Annotated in this window: 20 protein-coding genes, 3 pseudogenes and 1 riboswitch; of the genes and pseudogenes, 17 read left to right on the top strand and 6 right to left on the bottom strand. The window is 69.6% G+C overall.

Translation table 11 applies throughout. The features are described from left to right. Nucleotides 1-199: 199 nt before the first annotated feature. A complete protein-coding gene (locus tag SAOR_RS16195) occupies nucleotides 200-748 on the bottom strand; it encodes an inorganic diphosphatase (RefSeq protein ID WP_123632337.1) in 549 nt (182 codons plus the stop codon). 151 nt (nucleotides 749-899) lie between these two features. Here SAOR_RS16195 and SAOR_RS16190 point away from each other — a divergent pair, with 151 nt between their 5' ends. Together SAOR_RS16190 and SAOR_RS16180 are read left to right on the top strand one after the other, a co-directional pair. After that, nucleotides 900-1349, top strand: a complete 450-nt coding sequence (locus SAOR_RS16190) for a YaiI/YqxD family protein (RefSeq protein WP_123592031.1) — start codon at nucleotides 900-902, stop codon at nucleotides 1347-1349. 320 nt (nucleotides 1350-1669) lie between these two features. After that, on the top strand, nucleotides 1670-1873 hold the full coding sequence (locus SAOR_RS16180; RefSeq protein WP_123592032.1) for a cold-shock protein: 204 nt from the start codon (nucleotides 1670-1672) through the stop codon (nucleotides 1871-1873). A gap of 134 nt (nucleotides 1874-2007) precedes the next feature. On the opposite strand, the gene SAOR_RS16175 is transcribed toward SAOR_RS16180, so the two are convergent. Further along, nucleotides 2008-2622, bottom strand: coding sequence for a PEGA domain-containing protein (locus SAOR_RS16175; RefSeq protein WP_123632335.1), 615 nt, complete (start codon nucleotides 2620-2622; stop codon nucleotides 2008-2010). Nucleotides 2623-3149: 527 nt separating this feature from the next. Here SAOR_RS16175 and SAOR_RS16170 point away from each other — a divergent pair. Continuing rightward, the gene (locus SAOR_RS16170; protein WP_123632334.1) at nucleotides 3150-4025 is read left to right on the top strand and encodes a sulfotransferase family protein; all 876 of its coding nucleotides are present in this window, start codon (nucleotides 3150-3152) and stop codon (nucleotides 4023-4025) included. 154 nt (nucleotides 4026-4179) lie between these two features. Then, complete coding sequence (locus SAOR_RS16165; RefSeq protein ID WP_185015740.1) at nucleotides 4180-4872, top strand: NADPH-dependent F420 reductase; 693 nt, start codon at nucleotides 4180-4182, stop codon at nucleotides 4870-4872. A gap of 21 nt (nucleotides 4873-4893) precedes the next feature. On the opposite strand, the gene SAOR_RS16160 is transcribed toward SAOR_RS16165, so the two are convergent. Together SAOR_RS16160 and hslO are read right to left on the bottom strand one after the other, a co-directional pair. Further along, nucleotides 4894-5778, bottom strand: coding sequence for an MBL fold metallo-hydrolase (locus SAOR_RS16160; RefSeq protein WP_221180040.1), 885 nt, complete (start codon nucleotides 5776-5778; stop codon nucleotides 4894-4896). Nucleotides 5779-5844: 66 nt separating this feature from the next. Beyond that, nucleotides 5845-6738: an Hsp33 family molecular chaperone HslO gene (hslO, locus tag SAOR_RS16155; RefSeq protein ID WP_123632332.1), complete on the bottom strand. Its 894-nt coding sequence runs from the start codon at nucleotides 6736-6738 to the stop codon at nucleotides 5845-5847. Nucleotides 6739-7089: 351 nt separating this feature from the next. Here hslO and SAOR_RS16150 point away from each other — a divergent pair, with 351 nt between their 5' ends. The 3 genes and pseudogenes from SAOR_RS16150 (at nucleotide 7090) to SAOR_RS17160 (ending at nucleotide 9240) form a co-directional block, all read left to right on the top strand. After that, entirely contained in the window at nucleotides 7090-7491 is a 402-nt protein-coding gene (locus SAOR_RS16150) for a hypothetical protein (protein ID WP_185015739.1), read from the top strand. A 103-nt stretch (nucleotides 7492-7594) separates the two neighbouring features. Beyond that, nucleotides 7595-8125, top strand: a complete 531-nt coding sequence (locus SAOR_RS16145; RefSeq protein ID WP_123632330.1) for a cytochrome b — start codon at nucleotides 7595-7597, stop codon at nucleotides 8123-8125. 137 nt (nucleotides 8126-8262) lie between these two features. After that, nucleotides 8263-9240: pseudogene (locus SAOR_RS17160) on the top strand (DUF2235 domain-containing protein). Nucleotides 9241-9277: 37 nt separating this feature from the next. On the opposite strand, the pseudogene metH reads toward SAOR_RS17160, so the two are convergent. Then, nucleotides 9278-12001: pseudogene (metH, locus tag SAOR_RS16130) on the bottom strand (methionine synthase); the annotation flags it as partial. A 132-nt stretch (nucleotides 12002-12133) separates the two neighbouring features. Next, nucleotides 12134-13175, bottom strand: a pseudogene (locus SAOR_RS16125) (homocysteine S-methyltransferase family protein); the annotation flags it as partial. A 119-nt stretch (nucleotides 13176-13294) separates the two neighbouring features. Beyond that, nucleotides 13295-13516: riboswitch (cobalamin riboswitch) on the top strand. Nucleotides 13517-13651: 135 nt separating this feature from the next. Between SAOR_RS16125 and btuB the strand changes: the two are divergent. From btuB to SAOR_RS16075, 10 genes are all read left to right on the top strand, one after another. After that, a complete protein-coding gene (gene btuB / locus SAOR_RS16120; RefSeq protein ID WP_123632325.1) occupies nucleotides 13652-15568 on the top strand; it encodes a TonB-dependent vitamin B12 receptor in 1917 nt (638 codons plus the stop codon). Nucleotides 15569-15621: 53 nt separating this feature from the next. Continuing rightward, on the top strand, nucleotides 15622-16242 hold the full coding sequence (cobO, locus tag SAOR_RS16115) for a cob(I)yrinic acid a,c-diamide adenosyltransferase (RefSeq protein ID WP_123632324.1): 621 nt from the start codon (nucleotides 15622-15624) through the stop codon (nucleotides 16240-16242). A gap of 143 nt (nucleotides 16243-16385) precedes the next feature. Next, on the top strand, nucleotides 16386-17045 hold the full coding sequence (locus SAOR_RS16110) for an adenosylcobinamide amidohydrolase (protein ID WP_185015738.1): 660 nt from the start codon (nucleotides 16386-16388) through the stop codon (nucleotides 17043-17045). Beyond that, nucleotides 17035-18471, top strand: a complete 1437-nt coding sequence (locus tag SAOR_RS16105) for a cobyric acid synthase (protein WP_245965513.1) — start codon at nucleotides 17035-17037, stop codon at nucleotides 18469-18471. The genes SAOR_RS16110 and SAOR_RS16105 overlap by 11 nt, the downstream gene beginning before the upstream one ends. Next, nucleotides 18468-19475, top strand: coding sequence for a FecCD family ABC transporter permease (locus SAOR_RS16100; RefSeq protein WP_123632322.1), 1008 nt, complete (start codon nucleotides 18468-18470; stop codon nucleotides 19473-19475). The genes SAOR_RS16105 and SAOR_RS16100 overlap by 4 nt, the downstream gene beginning before the upstream one ends. Continuing rightward, nucleotides 19475-20248, top strand: a complete 774-nt coding sequence (locus SAOR_RS16095; RefSeq protein ID WP_123632321.1) for a heme ABC transporter ATP-binding protein — start codon at nucleotides 19475-19477, stop codon at nucleotides 20246-20248. The genes SAOR_RS16100 and SAOR_RS16095 overlap by 1 nt, the downstream gene beginning before the upstream one ends. Continuing rightward, nucleotides 20241-20774: a bifunctional adenosylcobinamide kinase/adenosylcobinamide-phosphate guanylyltransferase gene (gene cobU, locus SAOR_RS16090; RefSeq protein ID WP_123632320.1), complete on the top strand. Its 534-nt coding sequence runs from the start codon at nucleotides 20241-20243 to the stop codon at nucleotides 20772-20774. Before SAOR_RS16095 ends, cobU begins: the two co-directional genes overlap by 8 nt. Then, nucleotides 20771-21835, top strand: coding sequence for a nicotinate-nucleotide--dimethylbenzimidazole phosphoribosyltransferase (gene cobT, locus SAOR_RS16085; protein ID WP_123632319.1), 1065 nt, complete (start codon nucleotides 20771-20773; stop codon nucleotides 21833-21835). Before cobU ends, cobT begins: the two co-directional genes overlap by 4 nt. Then, the gene (locus SAOR_RS16080; protein ID WP_123632318.1) at nucleotides 21832-22455 is read left to right on the top strand and encodes a histidine phosphatase family protein; all 624 of its coding nucleotides are present in this window, start codon (nucleotides 21832-21834) and stop codon (nucleotides 22453-22455) included. Before cobT ends, SAOR_RS16080 begins: the two co-directional genes overlap by 4 nt. Continuing rightward, the coding region (locus SAOR_RS16075; protein ID WP_185015737.1) for an adenosylcobinamide-GDP ribazoletransferase at nucleotides 22452-22929 on the top strand (478 nt) is incomplete at its 3' end. The genes SAOR_RS16080 and SAOR_RS16075, both read left to right, overlap by 4 nt.

The following is a 22929-nucleotide window of genomic DNA, read 5'->3' as shown; positions in this document are numbered from 1 at the left end:
AGTCGCGCCTCGCGCCGACCTCGGCCCGACGACGTCGGGCCGTGTGAGCGAATGGGCGCGGACGGCGGCTCGCACAGCCGACGCTCGGGCAGTCCCCTCCGGACCGGTCCAGGCGTCGACATCGGCGGCCTCGTCCGTGTGTGTTGCCCGCCCGCGTCGCCGGCGAGCGGTGCGGTGCCGGGCCGGATGCGCCTGTCTGTCAGCCCTTGTTCGCGCGTTCGACGGCCTCGACCAGCATCTGCTGGGCCTGCTCGGCGCTGCCGCGGTCGAGCACGCGAAAGTCGCGCTTGATCATCTTGTTATAGGTGACGAAGAACTGCTCGAATTCCCACATCAGGCCGGGGCGCAGATCGTCCAGGGCGTCTACGCCGGTGTAGACGCGGGACAGGTTCGCCACCGCCACGATCCGGTCGTTGCGGACCATCTCGGCCTCGCCGTCGTGGCCTTCGTCCTGCTCCGCCTGCAGCACCCCCACCACCCGGGCCTTGACCACGGTGCCCTGCGGGATCTCGCCGTCGATCAGCAGCATGATGTCGAGCGGGTCGCCGTCCTCGGCCAGCGTGTTGGGCACGAAGCCGAACGAGAACGGAAAGGTCACGCCCTCGGGCAGTTCGAGCGCCCATTTGAACAGCCCGGTGTCGTGGTCGACGTCGTATTTCTGACGACTGCCCATGGGCGTCTCGATCACCACGGTTACGCCGTCCTCGTCCTGGGGTTTCAGCTGGCCGATCGCGTCCTGAAAAAGCATGGATCTCCTGTGTCAACGGTGGGCGCCCGCCGTGAGAATACGTGATTACCGTGGGCGCGTGCGATCGCTCCGAGCGTCCGCCCCGCCCGAGGTCCGGTTCGACGCGTTATGCTCGCGGCCTCGACCCCGCGGGGCGCAGCCGGAGCATGGCGTGCAGATATGGGTGGACGCGGACGCCTGTCCGGTCACGGTCAAGCAGATCCTGTTCAAGGCGTCCCGGCGCACCGGCATGGCCGTGACGCTGGTGGCCAACCAGCCGCTGCAGGTGCCGCGGCTGCCCCAGGTGCAGGCCATTCAGGTGCCGGGCGGCTTCGATGTCGCGGACAACGAGATCGTGCGCCGGGTGGCCGCGGGCGATCTGGTCGTCACCGCCGACATTCCGCTGGCCGCCGAGGTCATGGACAAGGGCGCCCATGCGCTCAATCCGCGCGGCGAGATGTACTCGGCCGACGATATCGCCGCCCGCCTGACCGTGCGCGACTTCATGGACACGCTGCGCGCCAGCGGTATCCACGGCGGCGGCCCGTCCGCGCTCGGCGAACGCGAGCGTCAGGCGTTCGCCAATGCGCTGGATCGGTGGCTGGCGCGGGCGACCCGCTAGCGGGCCGGCGCCGAGTCGGGCGCAAATCGCGCACCGACGCGCCGTTTCTCACAACGATGGTGTCGTCGCCATACGGACGGCTGCCGGCGCCGCAGGCGCACGCGCCGATCGCCGGTCGGCGGCGCCAACATCGTGTTCACGATCACTTTTATTGCTTCAAGCAATGTGTGGCCAGACCGCAAAAGCCGCATTCCGGGCGCGGAGCCGACTGATTTTCCGGATGAAATCCGGGCGCGTTATTCGTGCATTGCGGCCGTGACGCCTATACTGATCGCGCAGGAAACTGCATCAATCAAAACGGTTAACACCAAGAGTAAAGTATGGCCAAAGGCACAGTGAAGTGGTTCAGCTCGGAGAAAGGCTTCGGCTTTATCGCTCCTGAAGACGGCAGCAAGGATCTCTTCGTTCACCATTCGGAGATCAAGATGAGCGGCTTTGCCAGTCTCGAAGACGGGCAGGCTGTCGAGTTTGAAGTAGGCGAGGGCAAGAAAGGGCCCTGCGCCAATAGCGTCGTTCCGCTTTAAGTTACGAACGCAAAAAAGGGGGCTGGAGCGATCCGGCCCCCTTTTTTTTGTCCGAAACGAGCGCCGAGATGCGTCGTCCTGACGGCCGCGCGGTCCCGCCCGGTTTCGTGTCGGCGCCCGGTTGAACCGGGTTTTCAGTAGTACCGATCCGCAATCGCGTTCGCGCCGGCGACCGCATCCGGGTGATCCATGATCAGCCGGGACAGCGTGTCGATTCGGGTCGTCTCGTCCGGATCGATGCCGAGCGCATCCATCAGATTCGCGAACGTGTCGTTCGTCTCGGCGTGGCCCCGGGCCGCCGCACGGCGCAGTTCGTCATAGATGACCACGACGTAGCGCTCGATCTGCTGTCGATCGTTGAGCATGCCCGCGCTGTCCTCGGGCGGTAGCGTCACGAAATACTGGTCGGGGCTGTATTCGTAGACCGCGCCCGAGGCGAAGTCCGTCGTGGAGCCGAACAGCCCGCCGGTGATCAGATTGCCGAAGAACCACGGCTCGGTCTTGGTTGCCAGCTCCTTCGTGACGGTCTTGTACCCCGCCAGTTCGAAGGTAAGCGTCTGATCGTCCTTTTTATCCAGGCGCGTACTGACGGGCGTTTCGCCTATCGCCTTGCCGTCCACGCGTACCGTGGCGCCGCTCGGCTCGGATTCGAAAGACACGCTCTGGCTGGTTCCCCCGACGATGGTGGCGCAGGCCGCACAGAGCAGGCTGCCTGATATGACCAGGCAGGTCAGCATGATTTGCTTCATTGGATTCCCCCGTTTCGGAAAGGCGTCTCGCGGGCATCCGGCGATGCTCGAACACGAGAGCGCGTCGTAGCGCCACGACGAATGTCGGCCGCTGCCGGGGGTATCGGCCGGTCGCGTGGTCGAACCGAAGGACGTTCTGCGCCGGACATGTCCGGGATTGGCACGACGGACGCCGCGGCGGATTCATGTGCGTGACCCGCACTGTTTCCCGTGACGCATCCGAAAGTGGCGGCGCAGCGCTGTCCGGCGGATCGCGGCACCCGCTAAACGGCGGCCGGACGTCGGGAACGGCAAGGGGAGCGTTCAGCGGCGATGCAATGCGAGGCCATGACACGCATTGACCGGATACACCGGCGATGCGAGGCTCTCGCCTGACGTTCCACGGCGCCCGGCTCGCTGGCTTTGTGCGTGCCACCACCCGGCACGGGCTCGCGCTGTGATGGTAACCGGGGCGACCGGCTGGCGACTCCGGCCGGGTCGAGGTTTACGCAGGGCCGGTCGGCTCTCGCTCAGTCCAGCGAGTTTTCATGCACGCCAACCGCCCGTTGTTCGTCGTCGGCTGCTCGCGCTCGGGCACGACGCTGGTGCAGTCGCTTCTGGCCACGAGCGATCGCCTGCTGGCGTTGCCGGAAACCAACCGGCTCTATGCCGTCGCCGACGACCTGGATCGTCGTCGCTTCGGGCACGTGGGCGGCGTCCGTCGGGTGCTGCGGGATCGTCTTCGGGGACTGTACAACCGCGCCGGTCTGACCCGGAAGTTCGACTGGTCCAAGAATGTGGACAAGCTGCCGCAGGCGCTGGGCGACGAAGTGCGGCGCCGAGCGCTGGGGCGGGAGCGCTCGATCGCGCGGATCTATACCCAGTTCGGCGAGATGCTCGACGCCGTGGCCGGCGACCGGCGCTGGGTCGAGAAAAGCCCGCAGAACATCTTCGTGCTGGACCTTATCGAGCGTCATTTCGCGCAGCCGCAGTTCGTGCACATCGTGCGGTCGCCGCTGGACAACATCGCCTCGCTCGTGGACGCCGCGCGCAAGTATTCGACCTTCGGTGAGCGTTTCGGCGGCGCCAACGGTCTCGTCAAGGCCGTCCGGTACTACAATCGGGCGCTGTCCTGCTCGGTGGCCCGCCGCGGCGCCGACGGGCATCTGATCCTGCGCTACGAGGCGCTGGCCGCGGATGTGGACCGCCATCTGAGGCGGCTGGAGGCGTTTCTGGGCCTGCCCGCCGATTCCTTGCACCCGGTGTACGACACGACCGATATCGTCAAGGACCACGAGGTCTGGAAGCGCAACAGCCGTGCGATCCGGCCGGCGTCTTCCAAGGCGCACGAGGTGTTCACCGCCGAGCAGATCGCCTACGTCGAGCGGCACGCGCTGGACCCGGATCGCTGGTTTCCCGTCTAGGGCATTTTGATCGCCCTGCACCGACCGGGCGTGTCGGCGGTGCTCGATCGCGGTCGGCCGGTTGGTCGCGCGCTCGCTTTTGATGCCGGGCCGTCGCGCCGATCGCACCGGCGTGATAGGAATACGGAACGATCATCCGACCGCAGGAACGGCCATGTTTCGATTCGACCGGCTTCGCACGTCGCGGCGCACTCGCCGCCGCCGTCCCGGCCTGACGGCCTCGGCGCTGATCCTGTTGATGCTGGCGGGCACGGCGGCCGGTGCGGGCGCGAACGCCGCGTCCGAGCCGTCGCGGATCATCGCCATGATCGGCGCCGGCAACATGGGCCAGGCGCTGGGCAATCTCTGGGCAGCCGCCGGCTATCACGTGATATTCGCCACCCGGCATCCGGACGAGCTGGACGACGTGGTGGCCGCGGCCGGTCACGGCGCCGAGGCCATGGCGGTGGGCGCCGCGGTGGAGCGCGCCGATATCGTCACGCTGGCGGTACCCTACGCCGCCGAGCCGTCGATCGCCGAGGCGCACGGCGAGGCGATGGTCGGCAAGGTGCTGGTGAATGTGGACAACGCCTTCGCCCATCGCGACGGCGAGATCGCCGCCAAGGCCGAGGCGGTCGGGGAGGCGGTCTATTCGGCGCGCCTGTTCGAGGGCACCCGCTTCATCCGCGCCTTCAATCTCAAGGGTGCCGCCAGTTTTCCGTCGCCGGACGCGGTCGAGGCGGCCGACTTCGAGATTCCCTGGACCACCAACGACGAATCCGTGCGCCCGATCGCCGAGGCGCTGATCGAGGCCACCGGGGGCACGCCGGTCTACGAAGGCGGCCTGGACAACGCCCGCGAATACTGAGCGCCGACGCGAGTGCGGCGATCACTCGGGCGTGTCGGGCACGTCCGGACGCATGTCCATATAGGAGCGGTCGTTGAGCGTGCGGTAGACGCCCGCGATGTTCGGCGCCAGCCATTCGTCGTACATGCGCAGATCGTCGAAGGCCGGCAGGCGGATCTCATCCTGCAGGGTGGCGAGCGACTTGCCCGCGAGCATGCCGTCGCGGACCCGGGTGTAGAGCTGTTCGAGATAGTCGCGGTAGCGGGCGACGTCGGCCCGGCTGCCGGCCTCGGCGTGGCCGCCGACGAACAGATCGAAGTCGATGGCCAGAATCTCGTCGGTGCTGTCGATCATGCCCTGGATGTCGTAGCCCTTGAGATCCCGGTAGGGCATGCGGCCGAGCACGATCCAGTCGACCACGTGCATCACGTCGGCCGGCTGGAAGTGCATGCTGATCGAGCCGCGGCCGTTGTTCACGCCGTGGTAGCGCAGATGCACCCGGGCGGCGCCGAGATGGAGCGTCATCTCGTCGTTGAACGTCAGCTCGGGGATGCGCGTGTCGGCGCGGGTGTGCACCAGATCGGCGCGCGCCAGCCGGTGGGCGACGAAGCGAACGCCCTCGCCGTCGAGCGCGCGACCGCCGTAGGTGTGGTCGATGTGATTGTGACTGTAGATCACGTAGCGCAGGGGCGCGTCGAAGCGCGTCTCGAGTTCACGCCCGAGCCAGGCGGCGGCCTCGGCGTCGATCGGGTCCGTGGCCACGATGCCGGCGTCGGTCACCATGAACACCGAGCGGTAGTTGCCCGCCGTGAAACGGTAGACGTCCCCCTGCATGCGCTCGATCTCGTAGTCCGCGGCGCCGGCCGGGGCTAGCGGGACCAGCAGGCCGGCGAGCAGCGCCGCGGCGGCGATCAGTCGTGTCTTCATGCACGGCGGGCGGTGGGCATCATGGCCCGGAGTATGCCAGCGCGGCGCGCGTGCCGCGGTGGACGCCTACTGCAGCGTGGGCGAGGGCGCGTCGGGGTCCTCGATCAGCGCCTCCACATCGGTCGGGCTGAAGGTGTAGACCGTGTTGCAGAAGTGGCACTGGGTTTCGAGCTCGCCCTGTTCGGCGATCACGCTGCGCAACTCCTCGGCACCGAGCTGGTGCAGGGCGCGGCCGAAACGCGCGCGCGAACAGGTACAGCGAAAGATCACCGGCGCCGGCTCGAACAGCCGCGGCACCTCCTCGTGGAACAGCCGGTAGAGCACCTGCCGGGGCTCCAGCGCGGTCAGTTCCGAGGCGGTGATGGTGGCGGCGAGATGGTTGATGCGCTCCCAGGCCTCCGGGTCGGCGGTGGTCTCGGCCGCCGGCAGCTTCTGGATCAGCAGGCCGGCGGCCCGATGCGCGTCCGTGGCCAGCCAGAGCCGGGTCGGCAGCTGCTCGGACTGGGCGAAATAGTTCTCGAGACAGCCGGCGATGGTGCCCGCGGCCAGGTCGACGATGCCCTGGTAGCGCTGGCCGCCCTCCGGATCGAGCGTGATCACCACCCGGCCGTCGCCGACCAGTGCGGCCAGGGACGGCTCGTCGAGCGCGGCCACCGCCGCGTCGTCGAACCGGGCGATGCCGCGCAGCCGCTGGGCGCTCTCGGTGCTGCCCGGGTTGGATTCGGCCATGAGCAGCGACAGCGCTCCGTTGCCGCGGATCTCGATGCTCAGCGTGCCGTCGAGTTTGACCGTCGCGGTCAGCAGCGCGCAGGCGGCCAGCAGCTCGCCGAGCTGGCGTTCGATCGGCGCCGGATAGTCGTGGCGCGCGATGGCGTCCTGATAGGTCGCCTCCAGCTGCGTGATCTCGCCGCGCACCGGCGTGTCGTCGAACAGGAAGCGTTGCAGATGATCGGCGGGCATGGCGGCACTCGTCTCGGATGTGAACGGGAAATGTGCGCTCGGGACGTCGGTTTCAACTCGGGACGCGGTGTGGTGTCGACCGCGCTGCTCGTGTGGCCGGTTTCGGCCCGGATCGTGGCCGCGATGTCAGTGTAGCGTCGTTTGTCCGCCTGGCCGTGGCGTACGGCTGCGAATGCAAGGACGCGCATCGCCCGGTCTCGCTCGCTCGCGGCGAACGCGACAACGGCGGCCTCTTTGTCGGCCTGGCTTGCGGTCGGTCCCGGCCCCGCGGAGCCCGGACGCGCGCCGTGCCGTATGGCACCGGTTACGCATGATGAAATCGGGCACGGCAGTGGCGCCAGGAGTGCGCGAATGGTGCCCCGAAGGTCGCGGCAGCAGGTCCGGGAGGCCACGCTCATGAGCCATTGTCAGCACTCGATGCAAAATCGCAACAACGCCACGATCGCGCGTCACGCCGAGGATCTGCGCCGCCTCTGCGGCATGACCTCGTACACGCGCGCGCTGGCCGAAGCGGTCGCCATTCGCGGTCTCGTACCGGCAGCGGTGCCGCAGGCACTGGCGATACTCGGTCTGCCCCGCGTCACGACGACCGGCACGCTGCTGGCCGACGGGCGCGGCTGGGTGAGCCGCGTGGTGCATTATCACGACGACGGCCGCGAGGTCGCGCGCTGGCTGGCCGGCCGCGAACTGCTGCTGGTGCTGTGCTGTCCGCCGCGACGCTTCGCCGCCTACGAACTCGCGGCCACGGCCTGAGGCCGTTGTCGCCCGCGGCGGTGGCCCTCGGGCGATCGTCGCGCTGCAACGACGGGACGCGCCGCGGCGTAGACTGATACAGGCCCCAAGCCGGAGATTGGTCATGTCGATGCCGCAGGAGGCGGGCTACCACCCGCTCGCCCGTTGCTTTCACTGGCTCGTCGCCGTGCTCGTCTTCGCGGTCTGGCCGCTGGGCGCGCTGATCTCGGTGGTGGGCGAGGACGTTCGGACCGGCTTCTATTTCTGGCACGAATCGCTGGGCTTCGTCGTGCTCTGGCTGATGCTGGCGCGTCTGTGCGTGCGCTTTCTCACCACCACGCCGGGCCCGCCGGCAGGCCTGCCGGGCGCCCTGGCGGGGCTGGCCCACGCCAACCAGTGGGCGCTCTATCTCGTGCTGATCGCGCAGCCGGTGGTGGGTTTTCTGGCCACCAACGCACACGGTTTTCCGCTGGACTGGTTCGGGTTGGGCACGGTGCCGAGCCCGGTGGGCGAGTCGCCGGCGCTGGCCGAGACGCTGTCGGCGATCCACTACTGGCTCGCCTGGGCAGTCCTGGCGCTCGTGGGCCTGCATGTGGCCGGGGTGCTGTATCACCGCGTGATCCGGCACGACGGGGTGCTCGCGCGCATGACCTGAGTGTGGCCGTTGCTCGTGGCGGCCGCGTCACCGGGCGGGTTGCGGAAAATCCGGATTGTTGGCGGACCGAACGCCTGCGACGGTAACGCTCCGTCCGGCTACCCACCGGCCATGACACGCGCCGCCACGGGGGCCGCTTGCCCAAGAACATCGTCATCTGCTGCGACGGCACGAACAGTCAGTTCGGCGGCGTGAACACCAACGTCGCCCATCTGTTCGATTCGCTGGCGCCCGACGGGCCGAAGCAGTGCGCCTGCTACGAGCCCGGGGTGGGCACCTTCGGCGCCGACTTCTTTTCGCTGAACGTCGGGCGCACGCTCGGCAAGGCGCTGGGCGCGGCGTTCGGCTACGGCATCAAGCAGAACCTGACGCGGGTGTATCGCTATCTCGTGGACACCTACGAGCCGGGCGACCGATTGTTCGTGTTCGGCTTCAGCCGTGGTGCCTTCACCGCGCGCTCGCTGGCGTCGCTGGTGGATCAGTGCGGGGTGCTCGATCGCGCCGGTCGCGATCGCGCGGGCGCGGTGGTGGCCGCCTACCTCGACGGCGACGATATCGCGGACGCGCGTCGGCGCACGGGCCCGGTCGCGGGCTGTGCCCCGCACTTCGTCGGCGTGTGGGAGACGGTGGGTGCGCTTGGCCTGCTGCTCCGGCTGCGGCGTTTTCACGACAACCGCCTGAGTCCGGGCGTGACGCATGCGGTGCAAGCGCTGGCCATCGATGAGAGACGCCGCAGTTTCGCGCCCACGCTCTGGGACGAGCGCCGGCTGGCGTCGGGGTAGCGGGTGCGCCAGTGCTGGTTCGCCGGCGTGCACAGCGACATCGGTGGCGGCTATGTCGACCGCGATCTGGCCGACATCACGCTGCGCTGGATACTGGCCGAGGCCGAGTCCGCAGGCCTGCGGGTATCCCCGGACGCCCGTGCGCGTCTGCAGGGGAATCCGGCGGGACGGCTGCACGATTCGTATCGCGGGTTCTGGCGATTGCTCGGCACGCATGTGCGCCGTATCGCAGCGGATGCCTGTATCCATGTCTCGGTCGCCCGGCGTCTGGCACGCCGGCCCGACTACCGCCCCGCCAACCTGCCGGAGCGCGCGCGACCGCCCGCGCCGTGAGCACCGCGGCCGGCGGTCCGGCCGCGGCGGCGCACGCTCAGCCGCCCGGCTCGTAGCCGAGGTTCGGGCCGATCCATTTTTCGGCGGTGGCAATGTCCCAGCCCTTGCGCTCGGCGTAGTCCTTGACCTGATCCTTGGCCACGCGGCCGAGCACGAAATAGCGTGACTCGGGATGGCTGAAGTACCAGCCGGACACCGCCGCGCCGGGCCACATCGCCCGCGAATCGGTGAGCGTGATGCCGGTGGTGTTGTCCACGTCCAGCAGTTTCCAGAGCGCATCCTTCTCGGTGTGCTCCGGGCAGGCGGGATAGCCGGGCGCCGGACGGATGCCCTCGTACTTCTCGCCGATCAGGTCCTCGTTGGCCAGCGACTCGTCCGGCGCGTGGCCCCACAGCTCGGCGCGCACGTACTTGTGCAGCCATTCGGCGAAGGACTCGGCCAGGCGGTCGGCCAGCGCTTCGACGAGGATGGCGTTGTAGTCGTCGTTCTGTTCCTTGAAACGCTCGACGATCTCCTTGGAGCCCAGCCCCGCGGTCACGGCGAAACCGCCGATCCAGTCGTCCTTGCCCGAATCCTCGGGGGCGATGAAGTCGGCGAGCGAGCGGTTGGGCACGCCCTTGCGGTGCTCGGTCTGCTGGCGCAAGTTGTGTAGAACCTGCACCGTTTCGCTGCGATCGTCCGAGAGCACGTGGATATCGTCGCCGACCCGCTTGGCCGGGAACAGGCCGGCCACGCCGTTGGCGGTGAGCCACTTGTCCTCGACGATCTTCTTGAGCATGGCCTGGGCCTCGTAGAAGAGCTTGCGCGCCTCCGGGCCCTTGTTGGGATCGTTGAGGATGTCGGGGTAGCGGCCCTTCATCTCCCAGGACAGGAAGAACGGCGTCCAGTCGATGGTGTCGACGAGCTTCTCGATCGGAAAGTCGCGGAAGACGTACATGCCGGATTCGGGCGTGGCCTCGCCGTTGGCTCCGCTCTTGGCATGGGGCGGCGCCTGGCGCTCGCCGAACTCGGTTGTCTCGGGCAGCTTCGGCCGCGGCGGCGCGTAGTTTTCCCAGTCCAGTTGCACGCCGTTGGCGCGGGCGTCGGACAGCGTCAGGAATTTGTCCTTCTTCTTGTTGGCGTGGCGCTCGCGCAGCTTGTCGTAGTCTTCCTTGAGCTCGTCCACGAGTTCCGCGCGGGCTTTCTTGTCGACCATGCGCGAGGCGACCGGCACCGAACGGCTGGCGTCCTTGACCCACATCACGGCGCCGTCGTAGCGGGGGTCGATCTTGACTGCGGTGTGGGCGCGGGAGGTCGTGGCACCGCCGATCAGCAGCGGGGTGTCCATGCCGCGGCGCTGCATCTCGCTGGCGACGTTGACCATCTCGTCGAGCGACGGGGTGATCAGGCCCGACAGGCCGATGATGTCCGCGTCGTGCTTCTCGGCGGCGCTCAGGATCTCGTTCATCGGCTGCATCACGCCGAGGTCGATCACCTCGAAGTTGTTGCACTGGAGCACCACGCCGACGATGTTCTTGCCGATGTCGTGCACGTCGCCCTTCACGGTCGCCATGATGATGGTGCCGTTGTTCGAGCCCTTGTCGGCCTCGTCCTTTTCTTCCTCGATATAGGGCAGCAGATAGGCCACGGCCTTTTTCATCACGCGCGCGGATTTCACCACCTGCGGCAGGAACATCTTGCCGTCGCCGAACAGATCGCCGACGACGTTCATGCCGTCCATCAGCGGCCCTTCGATGACCTCCAGCGGCTTGTCGGCCTGCTGGCGGGCCTCTTCGGTGTCCTCGGTGACATAGGTGTCGATGCCCTTGACCAGCGAATGCTCGAGGCGCTTGGTGACCTCCCATTCGCGCCAGGCGAGATCTTCCTTCGAATCCTTCTGCTTGCCCTTGCCCTTGTATTCCTCGGCGAGATCGAGCAGGCGCTCGGTAGCGTCGTCGCGCTTGTTGAGCACCACGTCCTCGCAAGCCTCGCGCAGCGCCTCGGGAATATCGTCGTAGACCTCGAGCTGGCCGGCGTTGACGATGGCCATGTCCAGACCGGTCGGGATGGCGTGATAGAGAAACACCGAGTGCATCGCCTGACGCACGGTCTCGTTGCCGCGGAACGAGAATGACACGTTCGACAGCCCGCCGGAGAAGTGGGCGTGCGGGCAGGTCTCACGCAGTCGCTTGACCGCGTTGATGAAATCGACCGCGTAGTTGTTGTGCTCCTCGATGCCGGTGGCGATCGCGAAGATGTTGAGATCGAAGATGATGTCCTCGGGCGGGAAATCGAGCTTTTCCAGCAGCATGTCGTAGGCACGCTGGGCAATCTCGACCTTGCGGTCCTCGGTGTCGGCCTGGCCGTCCTCGTCGAAGGCCATGACCACCACGGCCGCGCCGTAGTCCAGGCAAGCCTGGGCCTGGTCGAGGAATTTCTCCTCGCCTTCCTTGAGCGAGATGGAATTGACCATCCCCTTGCCCTGGATGCACTGCAGGCCGGCCTCGATCACCTCCCACTTGGACGAGTCGACCATCACCGGCACCTTGGCGATGTCCGGCTCGCCGGCGATCAGGTTCAGGAAATGGCGCATGGCCTCGAGGGAATCCAGCATCCCCTCGTCCATGTTCACGTCGATGACCTGGGCGCCGTTCTCGACCTGGTTGCGGGCCACGTCCAGCGCGGTGTCGTAGTCGCCTTCCTTGATCAGGCGCATGAAGCGCTTGCTGCCGGTGACGTTCGTGCGTTCGCCGATGTTGATGAAGTTGCTTGCGTCCATGAAGACCCTCGTCGGGGCGGCTGCGCTAACGGCACCGCCGTGAAACGTCACGCCCGGCGCGCGCGAGGCGCGGCGGCCGGGCGGCTTGAAATGACGCGCGGCTGCTGCCGCGCGATGGTTCTCAGGCCGATGCGGTGAACGGCTCGAGACCCGACAGGCGCATCGCGCGCTTGATCTCGGGACGCTGGCGTGGCGTCTTGCCCGCGACCGCATCGGCGATCGCGCCGATATGCTCGGGTGTGGAGCCGCAGCAGCCCCCGGCCATGTTGAGCAGACCCGATTCCGCCCATTCGCCGATGTGCTCGGCCATCTCGTCCGGCTGCAGGTCGTACTCGCCGAACTCGTTGGGCAGGCCGGCGTTGGGATAAGCGTGCGTGTAACAGGTTGTGATGCGCGAGATCTCCTCGACGTACTGGCGCAGCGCGTCCGGGCCCAGCGCGCAGTTCAGGCCCATGGTCAGCGGCCGGGCGTGGGCGACCGAGTTGTAGAAGGCCTCGGTGGTCTGGCCCGAGAGCGTGCGGCCCGAGGCGTCGGTGATCGTGCCCGAGATCATCAGCGGCACGTCGATGTCGCGCTCGCGCAGGAGCCGGCGATAGGCGTAGATCGCGGCCTTGGCGTTGAGCGTGTCGAAGATCGTCTCCATCAGGATGATGTCGACGCCGCCCTCGAGCAGGGCCTCGGCGGCCTCGCCGTAGGCCTGGGCCAGCTCGTTGAAGTCGGTGTTGCGCTTGCCGGGGTCGTTGACGTCCGGCGAGATCGAGGCGGTGCGGTTGGTCGGGCCGATCACCCCGGCGACGAAGCGCGGCCGCTCCTCGGTGCTGTATTCGTCGGCGACCTCGCGCGCGATCCGGGCCCCCTCGCGATTGAGTTCCGCCGCCAGGTCCTCCATGTGATAGTCGGCCTGGGCGATGGTCGTCGAGGAGAAGGTGTTGGTCGTGATGATGTCCGACCCGGCCTCGGCATACGCCGAGCTGATGTCGCGGATCAAGTCCGGATAGGTCAGGGTCAGCAGATCGTTGTTGCCCTTGAGATCGCTGTCCCAATCGGCGAAGCGCTCGCCGCGATACTCGGACTCGTCGGGACCATGGTTCTGGATCATGGTGCCCATGGCGCCGTCCAATACGAGAATTCGGTCTGCGAGTGCGGCGTGCAGCAGCTCGTTTCGCTGGTCGCTCATGTAACAGATGTCGCGAAGTGAGGCCACACAGTATATCCGCTTATCCGGATAGGCGGAAAATCCGACCGGAATCGCCGACCCGTGTCGGCGCCGGCTTGACGCCGTCAAGCGCGCTATCTAGGCTCTTCCACGCTACAGGTATCCGCGGCCGAGCCGCCGCGGATCGAAACGGGAAGCCGGTGCGTCGCGCGCTCAGCGTGCAGACAAGGCCGGCGCTGCCCCCGCAACGGTAAGCGAGTCAGCGTCACCGCATGGGCCACTGGGCATCCGCCCGGGAAGGCGCGGCAGACGGGCGAAAGCCGCTCGCAAGCCCGGAGACCGGCCTGTCGCTTGGGGTGACGGCATCGCGGCGGGCGATGGCCGGCTGATGGGCGCCCGCGAGCCTGCGGACACGCGCCCGTTTTCCGGTTTTCTCCGATCGCGGCCGCGCCGTTTTCCGGCGCGCGGGTGCGCGCGTCCCAGTCCAGGGGGAACCGATGAATCATCCATTCCGCGGCGGCCGTCGCGCCGTAGCGCTGGCGATCGCCGGCGCGTTCACGACGGCCGCCCCCGTGACGTTCGCGGCGCCGTCCGCCAACGCGCGGTCCGCCGAGGCCGATCGCCTCGACAGCATCCAGGTCACGGCCACGCGCACGCCGCAGCGCGAGTCGCAGACGCTGGCGCCGACCACCGTGGTCACGCGCGCCGACATCGAGCGCCTGCAGGCGCGTTCGGTGCGCGACGTGCTGCGGCGCACGCCGGGCGTATCCATCGCCAACAACGGCGGCCCGGGCAAGTCCACTTCGGTCTTTCTGCGCGGTACCGAATCCGATCACACGCTGGTGCTAGTCGACGGCGTCGAATACCGCTCGGCGACCGTCGGCCAGGCCGCCATCGAGGATCTGCCGATCGAACAGATCGAACGCATCGAGATCGTGCGCGGCCCGCGTTCGTCGCTGTACGGTGCGGATGCGATCGGCGGCGTGATCCAGATCTTCACCCGCGACGGCCGGGGCACCAGCGGCACGCGGCCCTACTTCCAGCTCGGGGCCGGCAGCGACGGCACCTATGAGGGTCAGGTCGGCGTCTCGGGCAGCGACGAGAATTCGCACTACAACCTGAGCGTGACCGGGCGCCGGACCGACGGTTTCGACTCCTGTCGCTCGGAGGCGGCCGGCGCCGGCGGCTGTTTCGCCGACGAACCGGACGACGACGGTTACGATCGCGTCTCGCTGGCCTTCGATTACGGCCACATCTTCGACAACGGCGTCGAATGGGATCTCAATTTCCTGCGCTCGCAGGCCGACGTCGAGTTCGACGGCACGGCCCAGAACGCGAGCGACAGCATCCAGCAGATTATCGGCACATCCCTGACCTGGCGGCCGGTCGAGGCCTGGCGCACCCGGCTGTCCTACGGCAACAGCCAGGACGACGCCGACAACTTCCTGGACGGCGTCTACGTCACCGCCTTCGAGACGCAGCGTCATCAAGTCACTTGGCAGAACGACTGGACGTTGCCGAACGACGATCTGCTGACGCTGGGCCTGGACTACGAGCACGAGAGCGTCGACGGCGACAACGACGGCGATCGCCGCAACGATTTCACCGGCGATGCGCTCGAGGACAGCCGCGACAACAGCGCCGTGTTCGTGCAGTACCTCGGCGACTGGGGCCGGCATCACGTCCAGCTCGCCGGCCGCGGCGACGACAACGAGCAGTTCGGCGAGCACGCCACCGGCTCGGCCACCTACGGCTTCGATCTGACCGAGACCTATCGGCTCAGCGCCTCCTACGGCACGGCGTTCAAGGCGCCCACGTTCAACGAGCTGTATTTTCCGAACTACGGCAACCCCGATCTCGACCCCGAGGAGTCGGAGAGCGTGGAGATCGGCCTCGACGCCGATCACGACTGGGGCCGGTGGTCGCTGCACGCCTACCAGACTGAAATCGACGATCTGATCGCGTACGACGCGGCCACTTTCGGCCCCGCGAACATCCAGGAGACGCGGATCCGCGGCGCCGAGGCCAGCCTCGGCACGACCATCGCCGAGTGGCAGCTCAACACGCAGTTCACCTGGCTGGAGGCCGAGAATCGCACGGACGGCGCCGATCGGGGCAACGACCTGCCGCGTCGGCCCGGATATTCCGCGCAGTTCGATGTGGATCGTGCGTTCGGGCGCTACAGTGCGGGCGCGAGCCTGACGCTGGCCGATTCGAGCTATGACGACCTGGCCAATCAGAACGAGCTGGACAGCTATCAGCTCGTGGATCTACGCGTCGCGATGGATGTCGCACGCGACTGGCGGCTGCAGGCCCAGCTCAACAATGTCTTCGACGAGGACTACGAGACCGCACGGTTCTACAATCAGGCCGACCGCAATGTCTTCTTCACGCTGCGCTACCAGCCGCAGTAAACCGATGCCGCAGCGGGGCCGACGCGCCCGCTGCGGCCCCGACCGGAGCCACCATGAGCGACGAGACGACCGACACCGACAAGGATCGACGCCACAAGGCCGCGATGGCGAAGCAAAAGGATCGCGTGGACGCCGCGATCGAGGCCGCGGACACCGAACGCGGCGTGTTCGTGTTCATCACCGGCAAGGGCAAGGGCAAGTCCTCCTCGGCCTTCGGCATGGTCATGCGCGCGCTGGGCTACGGCCAGAAGATCGGCGTGGTGCAGTTCATCAAGGGCGTGCAGCTCTCCGGTGAGGAGCTCTATCTGCGCGATCACTGCCCGCAGGTGGATTTCCACCAGATGGGTACTGGATTCACGTGGAACACCCAGGATCGCTCGGGCGACATCGAAGCCGCCGAGCGGACCTGGGGCTATGTCGAACCGATGCTGCGCGATGCCTCCTACGATCTGGTCGTCATCGACGAGCTGACCTACATGCTTGGCTACAAGTATCTGGACGAGCAGCGCGTGCTGGATGCGATCGCGAACCGGCCGCAGGAGCAGTCGGTGATCGTCACCGGTCGCGGCGGCGGTTCGGCCCTGCGTGAGCTCGCCGACACGGTCTCCGAGGTCGACAACGTCAAGCACGCCTTCAAGGCCGGCATCAAGGCGCGGCGGGGCGTGGACTACTGATCGCCGCCGCGGACGACAACGCGCACGGCGCGCCGGCATGCTGGTCGGCCGCAGCGCTGGCGGGCGACGCGACGCCGCTCGCTCTGCCCGCCGGTGCCCTGCCGCCCGGCTGGCACGGCCGCGTCGATCGCGGGGCCGTCGGCGTGCTCTTCGATCGCCCGCGCCCGGTGCTCAGTTCGGCGCTGGTCAATGGCGGCTGGGGGCAGGCCGGCGGTTTCTGCAACATGACCGTTGATGCCGCTGCGCCCCGGCACGCCGGCGGGCCCGCAGCGCTGGTCGCCGAGACCGCGGCGGCGCGAGGCCTGCCCGCCGACAGCGTGGGCATGATGACCGGCGCCTGGATGCACCGGCTGCGGCTGGCCAGCGTCCGCGAGGCCGGCCACACGCTGTGTCTGCTGCTCACCGCGGGTCTGGCCAACGCCCGCCGCGCCGGGGACCCCGCCGACGGCGCCGAGCTGGTGCCGGCCGGCGATGGGCCGCTTGGTGATGAGCCGGTCGGCACCATCAACTGCGCCTTCGGCACCAGTCTGGCGCTGACGCCGGCGGCCTGTGCCGAGACGCTGGCCACGCTCACCGAGGCCAAGACGGCGACGCTCGCCGATCACGGCGTGACCAGCCCCGTCACGGGCGCGCCGGCCACCGGCACCGGGACCGACGCCACCGCGGTCTTCGCCGGCCTCGACGGCGCGCCGCTGGCCTACACCGGCAAGCACACCCGTTTCGGCGAGCTCGCGGCGCGGCTGATGATCGCCGCGCTCGGCGACGCGCTGGCGGGGATGCGGGGAGTGGCCCATGCCCGCTAGGACGCTCATGATCCAGGGCACGGCCACCGACGCCGGCAAGTCGACCCTGGTCGCCGGGCTGGCCCGGGCCTGGCATCGGCGCGGCGTGGCGGTGGCCCCGTTCAAGCCGCAGAACATGTCGCTCAACAGCGCGGTGTCGGTCGACGGCGGCGAGATCGCCCGCGCCCAGGCCGTCCAGGCCCAGGCCTGCGGGCTGGCGCCGACGATCGACATGAGCCCGGTGCTGATCAAGCCCTCCAGCGACACCGGCGCCCAGGTCATCGTCCACGGCCGCGCCGTGGGGGCGATGGGGGCCGGCGCCTATCACGACTACAAGCGCGTCGCGATGGCCGCCGTGCGCGCCTCCCACGCCCGTCTGGCGGCGGCCCATGAGCGGGTGCTGGTCGAGGGCGCGGGCAGCCCCGCCGAGATCAATCTGCGCGACGGCGATATCGCCAACATGGGCTTCGCCGAGGCCGTGGACTGTCCGGTGATCCTGGTCGCCGATATCGACAAGGGCGGCGTGTTCGCCCAGATCGTGGGGACGCTGGCGCTGCTGTCGGACTCCGAACGCGACCGGGTGGCCGGGTTCGTGATCAATCGCTTCCGCGGCGATATCGCCCTGCTGCAGTCCGGTCTCGACTGGCTCGAGGCCCATACCGGCAAGCCGGTGTTCGGCGTGCTGCCCTGGCTGACCGGTCTGCATCTGGAGGCCGAGGACGCGATCGCGCGCGACCAGCGCCTGGACGGCGAGCCCCGGATGGTGGTCGAGGTGCCGGCCCTGCCGCGCATCTCCAACCACACCGACCTCGACGCCCTGCGATTGCACCCGCAGGTGGATCTGCGCTGGGTCGGGCCCGGCGATCGCCCGGGCGGTGCGGATCTGATTGTGCTGCCCGGCTCCAAGAACGTGCGTGCGGACCTTGCCTTCCTGCGCGAGCGCGGCTGGGACGACCATATCCGACGGCACCTGCGCTACGGCGGCAAGCTGCTCGGCATCTGCGGCGGCTACCAGATGCTGGGGCGCAGCGTGGCCGATCCGGAAGGCGTGGAGGACGCGCCCGGCACCACCGCGGGGCTGGGCCTGCTCGATCTGGAGACCACGATCGACACCGAGAAACACCTGCAGAACGTGGCCGGCACGCTGGTCGCGGGCGGTGCGGTGCGCGGCTATCGCATCCACTGCGGCCACACCACCGGGGCCGCGCTGGCGCGGCCGTTCGTGGCCCTGGCCGACGGCCCCGACGGCGCGATCTCGGCGGACGGACAGATCGCCGGCACCTATCTGCACGGCCTGTTCGACACCGCCGCCGGCTGCGACGCCCTGCTGGCCTGGGCGGGGTTGGCCGACGGTCAGGCGGTCGACCAGCAGGCGATCCGCGAGGCGGAACTGGAGCGGCTGGCCGACGCCGTCGAGGCCGCCATCGATCTGGACCGGCTGCCGTGAAGCCGCGCACGCTGCTCGTCGTGCTGACACTGGCGCTGCCGGCGGCGCTGCTGGTGGCGATCCTGCTGGGCGCGGTGGCGCTGCCGCCCGCCGGCGTGTTCGCGGCGCTGGTCGGTCAGGGCGACGACGCCCGGCTCGGGCTGATCGTGCAGCACATCCGCGCGCCGCGCGCCGTGCTCACCGCCCTGGTGGGCGCGCTGCTGGCGGTCTGCGGCGCGGCCATGCAGGGGCTGTTCCGCAATCCGCTGGCCGATCCCTCGCTGATCGGGGTGACCGCCGGGGCCTCGGCCGGCGCCAGCCTGGCCATCGTCTTCGGCGGCGCCCTGTCCGGGCTGGCGGGGCTGTCGCTGGTCTCGCTGGGCGCCTTCGCCGGCGGCACTCTGGCCGTGATCGTCGTCTACCGGCTGGCCACCGACGCCGCCGGCACGTCGGTGGCGACCATGCTGCTGGCCGGCATCGCCATCGGCGCGATCGCCGGCAGCCTGTCCTCGCTGCTTGAGTTCTATGCCAGCAACGACATGCTGCGCCGGATCAGCCTCTGGCGCATGGGCGGTCTGGACGGCGCGAACTGGCCGCGGGTGGCCATCGTGGCCGCCGTGGCCGTGGTCATCCTCGGCGTTCTGCCAGCCCAGGCGAACGCACTCAACGCCCTGCTGCTGGGCGAATCCGAGGCGCGCCATCTGGGTGTGGCCGTGGATGCGGTCAAGCGCCGGCTGGTGCTTCTGGCCGCGGCCGGGGTCGGGGTCTCGGTGGCGGTGGCCGGAGCCATCGCCTTCGTCGGGCTGGTGGTGCCGCATGTGGTGCGCATGCTGATCGGGCCGGACCACCGCGGGCTGCTGCCGGCCTCGGCGCTCGCCGGCGCGGTGCTGCTGCTGGCCGCGGACACCCTGGCGCGCCTCGTGATCGCCCCGAGCGAGCTGCCGGTGGGGCTGCTCACCGCGCTGCTGGGGGCGCCGTTCTTCATCTCGCTGCTGCGGCGGCGGCGCGAATACGGGATGCCGTGATGCTCGAGGTGGCCGACGTCGATGTCGCCCGCGGCGGCCGGACCCTGCTCCGCGGGCTGTCGTTCCATCTGGCCGCCGGCGAGCGGCTGGCCGTGATCGGGCCCAACGGCGCCGGCAAGTCCAGCCTGCTGCACACGCTGATCGGCGATCACGCCCCCGCGCGCGGCGACATCCGTGTCGGCGGCCGGCCGCTGACCGCGCTCGGCGATCGCGAGCGGGCCTGTCGACTGGCGCTGTTGCCGCAGGCGAGCACGCTCGATTTCCCGTTCACGGTGGACGAGGTGGTGGCCCTCGGGCGCACCCCGCACGCCTCAGGCGCGGTCGCCGACCGGGCCGTGATCGAGGCGGTCTGTGCGGCCACCGACATCGATCATCTGCGCCGCCGGCTGTACCCGCGGCTGTCGGGCGGCGAGAAGCAGCGGGTCCAGCTGGCCCGCGTGCTCGCCCAGATCTGGCGCCCGGAGGACGCCGGTGAGCGCCTGCTGCTGCTCGACGAGCCGGTGGCCGCGCTGGACATCGGCCATCAGGCGCTGGTCATGGATCGCATCGCCGCCTTCGCCGCCGGCGGTGCGGCCGTGGTCGTGGTGCTGCACGACATCAGCCTGGCCGCGCGCCACGCCGATCGCATGCTCGCACTGCGCGACGGCGCGGCCGTGGCTCAGGGCGTGCCGGCGGATGTCGTCACGGTCGATACCATGCGCCGCCTTTTCGATGCCGATGCCTGTGTGATGACGCATCCGCGCACCCATACACCGGTGGTGCTGCATGGCTGAGGGTAGGTGCGCACATCTGGTGCTCGGCGGGGCCCGCAGCGGCAAGTCCGCCTTCGCGGAAGCGCAGGCGCTGGCGGCCGGGGATGTCGGCCGCTGGGTCTATGTGGCCACCGCCCGGGCGCAGGATTCGGAGATGCAGGACCGCATCGACCGCCACCGGGCCCGGCGCGACCCGCGCTGGGAGACGGTCGAGGCGCCGCTGGATCTGGCCGCCGCGCTGGCCCGCCACGACGCGCCCGGCACCTGCGTGCTGGTCGACTGCCTCACCCTGTGGCTGACCAACGCACTCACCGAAGACTGCTGGCCCGCCGAACGCGAGGCGCTGCTGACGGCGGTCGCGGCCAGCCGCGCCCGGCTGCTGCTGGTCAGCAACGAGGTCGGCTCCGGGGTGGTGCCGATGGGCGCGCTCTCGCGCACGTTCGTGGACGAGGCCGGGCGCCTGCACCAGCGTCTGGCCGCGACCTGCGCCCGCGTCACCCTGGTGGTGGCCGGCCTGCCGACGACCCTGAAGGACGACTGCCCATGAACGACTGGCTGCTGCGGCCCACCGCCGCCATCGACCCCACGGCCCGGGCGGCGGCGCGCGCCCGTCAACGACAGCTGACCAAGCCGCCCGGGGCCCTCGGCCGCCTGGAGATTCTGGCCGAGGACTTCGCCGGCTGGCAGGGGCGCGCCGTGCCCCGGCTGGAGCGCGTCGATGTCTGCGTGTTCGCCGCCGATCACGGCGTGGCGGCGCGCGGGGTCTCGGCCTTTCCGCAGGCGGTCACGGGGCAGATGATCGCCAACTTCGCCACCGGCGGCGCCGCGGTGGCCGTGCTCGCGCGCGCCGGCGACGCGCGTCTGACCGTGGTCAATCTGGGCACGGTCGAGCCGCTGCCGGCCGCCGCCGGCGTGCTCGACCTGCAGCTGGCACCCGGCAGCGCGGATTTCACCTTGACGCCGGCGCTGACGCCGCCGCTGCTGGAGGCCGCGCTCGCCGCCGGCCGCGCACGTGTCGACGCGGCCGCGTCGCTGTTCATCGGCGGCGAGATGGGCATCGGTAACACCACCAGCGCGGCTGCGGTGCTGGCCGGGCTGCTCGACGTCGCGCCGGAGGCGGCGATCGGTCGCGGCACCGGCGTGGACGACGCCGGCCTGGCGCGCAAGCGCGAGGCCATCGCCGCCGGTCTGGCCCGCCACGGCGGCGACTGGCGGGCACTGGCCGGCCCCGAGCGCGCCCTCGCGGTGCTGCAGCGGGTCGGCGGGCTCGAGATCGCGGCCCTGGCGGGCGCTTTCGTGGCCGCGGCCCAGGCCGGCGTGCCGGTGCTGGTGGACGGCTTCATCACCACCGTCGCCGCCCTGGCCGCCTGTGCGATCAACCCCGGCACGCGCGACTGGCTGCTGTTCGCCCACCGCTCGGCCGAGGCCGGTCACGGCCGCGCCCTCGCCGCCCTCGAGGCAGAGCCGCTGCTGGATCTGGGCATGCGCCTCGGCGAGGGCAGCGGCGCGGTCGTCGCGCTGTCCCTGCTGCGCTCGGCGCTGGTCGTGCATGCCGACATGGCGACCTTCGCCGATGCCGGCGTGGCCGACGGCGGGGGCGGCGAATGACCGGGATCGCGACCACGACCATCGACCTGCTGCGCCACGCCGAGTGCGAGGGCGGCGCCATCTTCCGCGGCTCGCGGGACGTGGCCCTGGCCGCGGCGGGCTGGGCGCGGCTGCGGCGCGTGGCCGCGGGCGTGCCGGACTGGCAGTGGGTGACCAGCTCGCCGCTGATCCGCTGCCGGGCCTTCGCCGAGGCCCTGGCCGCCGAGCGCGGCCTCGCCTGCAGCGTGGACGCCCGGTTCCGCGAGATGTCCTTCGGCGCCTGGGAAGGCCGGCCGGTGGCCGACGTCTGGGCCGAGGACGAGACTGCGGCATCCGCCTGGCTGGCCGATCCCGAGGCCCACCCGCCGCCCGGCGGCGAGGCGCTGGCGGCGGTGCGGGCGCGCGCCCGCGAAGGCTTCGACGATCGCATCGACGCGGCCCGCGGCAGCCACGGCGTGATCGTGACCCACGGCGGGCTGATGCGCGCCCTGCTCGGCGATCTGCTCGCCATGCCGGGCACCGCCATCCAGCGGCTGGCCACGCCCTACGCCTGTCTCAGCCGCCTCCGCGTGACGCACGCGGCGCAAGGCGACATGCTGCGGCTGGTCGGACACAACATCGGCGGGGACGACGTCGCATGAAACGCCTGCAACCCTTCTGGCTCGCCTGCGCGCTGCTGACCACGCTGCCTGTCGGGCCGCTGGTGCACACGCCGGTCGCCTCGCGCGATTCCGGGCGTTCCGTGGTCTGCTACCCGCTGGTGGGGCTGTTGATCGGCTTGCTGGTCGCGCTCGCAGCGGGGCTGCTGGCGGGCGCGCACGCGGGGCTCGCGGCGGTGCTCACGCTCGCGGTCTGGGCGGCGCTGAGCGGTGCCCTGCATCTCGACGGTCTGGCCGACTGCACGGATGCCTGGTTCGCCGGCCACCGCGATCCCGAGCGCTGTCTGGCGGTCATGCGCGATCCGGCGGCCGGGCCGATGGCGGTGGTCGCACTGGTCCTGCTGCTGCTGACCAAGGCCACGGCGCTGACGGTCCTCGTCGGGACCGGGGATGCACTGGCGCTGGTCGCCGCGCCGGTGCTCGCGCGTTCGGGCGCGGCTGTGCTCATGGCGACCA

The sequence above is a fragment of the Salinisphaera orenii subsp. orenii MK-B5 genome, from assembly GCF_003788635.1.
In the GTDB taxonomy this organism is placed as follows: domain Bacteria; phylum Pseudomonadota; class Gammaproteobacteria; order Nevskiales; family Salinisphaeraceae; genus Salinisphaera; species Salinisphaera orenii.
The sequence above is the reverse complement of the archived record's forward strand: the minus strand, read 5'-3'. Positions and strand labels throughout refer to the sequence as shown.